The following is a 2,057-nucleotide window of genomic DNA, read 5'->3' on the forward strand; positions in this document are numbered from 1 at the left end:
CTCGTGATCCAGTACCATGCGGATCGCCCGCTGCCGAACCTCAGGGGCAAACTTGTTCGTCGTCTTGCTCATCGTGGACCCTATTCTCTCAGGAGTTGGGGCCTCCGGCAATCCCGGGGCGGTTCAGCGCCAAGAATTCTTCTTCTTCTTCCTCATTCGCGAGCGGCCTTCCATCGCCATGCCCGACGACGCTGTACATCCACTCACGGACATAGCCCGCGCCCAGTACGATAAACGGCGCCATAGGTAGCAAGGCGGGATTCAAAAAGCCCGCTACCGGACCGCTATAGAAATCTGCAAGGGCCTCGACCTTGGCCGAAGCGGCCATCCCATTCACCCGACAGCGATCGGAGTACATAGCGTGGCATACCAAGGCTTCCACAGCCATGCCGACACCGCCCTGCGAGGAGGATCTGATGACGCATGCCGTGTTCGATGGTATCAGCCATCGGCGAAATCCGTTTCCCAGCCACCATCGCATGCCGATTTCGTCACGTCGGAAAAGACGAGATGTCTTGTCCTTTTTGTCAGATCTTGTATATTTAGGACAGAAAGGACGATAATGGCTACGCACGCATCTTCGAACGGTGGGAAGTCCGCTCTTCTAGCAAACATTGCGCCCAGCGACACGTTGCGGCGCAAGGCGCTGGAAAAGCTGACACTGGCCATCGCGAAGGCAGTGCAATCAGCGAGCGACGATACGCTCGCGGATATCGTTGGGTCTGCGGACCTGCGGCATGCTCTCACGATCGCCCCTCGGGACATCGCCCCTGAATCGGCTGCGGATATTGCAGCGATCAAGGCTGCACGCGAGAAGACTGCGCGTTTCCGTGATGAGATGGCGAACCGCGCGGGGGGCATGCTGGAGCGCTCAGACGTTGCCGAGATGTTGGGCGTGAGCGTCGCTGCCATCGAAAAGCAGCGGCAGCGCCGTCAGATCCTTGGCGTTCAGTACGGGAACGAGATCCGCTATCCTGCGGGCCAATTCGTCGAGGGCGCCACCGCGCCGAACCTCAGGCAGTTGCTGGAAGCTTTCGGCGATACCGACCCCTGGGAGCAGCTCATGCTGCTCACGACGCCGGTCACGGGTTATGGCCCGGAGCCGGAAACGCCTTTGCAGATCCTGGGCCGCAAGCCCGGTGCGCCGGCGCTTAAGCAACTTGTCGCGCTCGTTACAGGCTGGACAGCCTGACGCGCAATGGCCGTAACATCGATGCACCGTATCGGCGCGGGCGCACATCTGCAACGTTATCATCGGTCCATTCATAGCCCGATCTTCTTCGGTCCGCCCGGCCCCGATCCCGTCAACAGGTTCGATTCTCCGGACGGGAGCTACAAGGTACTCTACGCCGCGCGGTCCATCGAAACGGCGTTCGGCGAGACCTTCGTGCGCGCGCCCGCCATCCCCTACATCCTTTCGACCACGATCGATGCACGGGTCCGAAGCGAGTTGGTGACGACGCGTGCACTCAGGCTCTACCCGCTGGTGGATGCAGGCGTCTCAGCACATGGGCTCTCCTTCACCGAACTTCACGGTGACGCGTACGCTCGCACCTGGGAGATCAGCGGCCATATTCACGAAACGACGAGCGCGGACGGCATCCTCTATACCTCGCGTTTCGACAATCAGCGGTGCGTTGCTTTGTTCGAGCGTGCGTCCGATGCTGTCGCGGTATCAGCTGTCACTGCAGTTCCCATTTCGCCATCGGAAGCCGAGCGTTTGGCGGCACATTTCGGGAAAGACTATGTGGACCCTTGAACCTCCGAGGCCGAGCCTCTTGCGAGCTTATGACGCGCTGTTTGAAGGTCCCGAGATCAAGCCAAATTGTCGTAAAACTTGCTGTTCAACAACACTTATTTCATCCACACTATCGCCTAAAGCGCCCTTCCCCGTCTCAGCGACCTGTTCGATAATGCCATGAAGACTAGCCTAGGTCACATACCCATAAATAGGATTCCCAAATTTGCCGTGATCTGATTCATTCTCGGAGAAGGAGATTGAGATGGCGCGGTTCGATTTGACGGATTTCGAGTGGTCGGTGATCGAACCGCTGTTG

At 58.8% G+C, this 2,057-nt stretch carries 3 protein-coding genes; 2 read left to right on the forward strand and 1 reads right to left on the reverse strand.

The features are described from left to right. Window positions 1-88: 88 nt before the first annotated feature. Window positions 89-328: a hypothetical protein gene (locus ACI3K3_RS25545; RefSeq protein WP_404918901.1), complete on the reverse strand. Its 240-nt coding sequence runs from the start codon at window positions 326-328 to the stop codon at window positions 89-91. Between the two features lie 303 nt (window positions 329-631). Between ACI3K3_RS25545 and ACI3K3_RS25550 the strand changes: the two genes are divergently transcribed. Then, window positions 632-1,192 carry a hypothetical protein gene (locus tag ACI3K3_RS25550; RefSeq protein ID WP_404918903.1) on the forward strand — a complete coding sequence of 187 codons (561 nt, stop codon included), beginning with the start codon at window positions 632-634 and terminating at the stop codon, window positions 1,190-1,192. A gap of 21 nt (window positions 1,193-1,213) precedes the next feature. Further along, window positions 1,214-1,759 carry an RES family NAD+ phosphorylase gene (locus tag ACI3K3_RS25555; protein WP_404918905.1) on the forward strand — a complete coding sequence of 182 codons (546 nt, stop codon included), beginning with the start codon at window positions 1,214-1,216 and terminating at the stop codon, window positions 1,757-1,759. Window positions 1,760-2,057 lie beyond the last annotated feature (298 nt).

The organism is Novosphingobium sp. ZW T3_23 (assembly GCF_044987305.1).
GTDB lineage: Bacteria > Pseudomonadota > Alphaproteobacteria > Sphingomonadales > Sphingomonadaceae > Novosphingobium.

What these genes read in the sequence shown, in the direction of transcription:
- ACI3K3_RS25555 (WP_404918905.1), top strand. Translation starts at nt 1,214, where the DNA reads ATGCACCGTATCGGCGCGGGCGCACATCTGCAACGTTATCATCGGTCC.
- ACI3K3_RS25545 (WP_404918901.1), bottom strand. Translation starts at nt 328, where the DNA reads ATGGCCGCTTCGGCCAAGGTCGAGGCCCTTGCAGATTTCTATAGCGGT.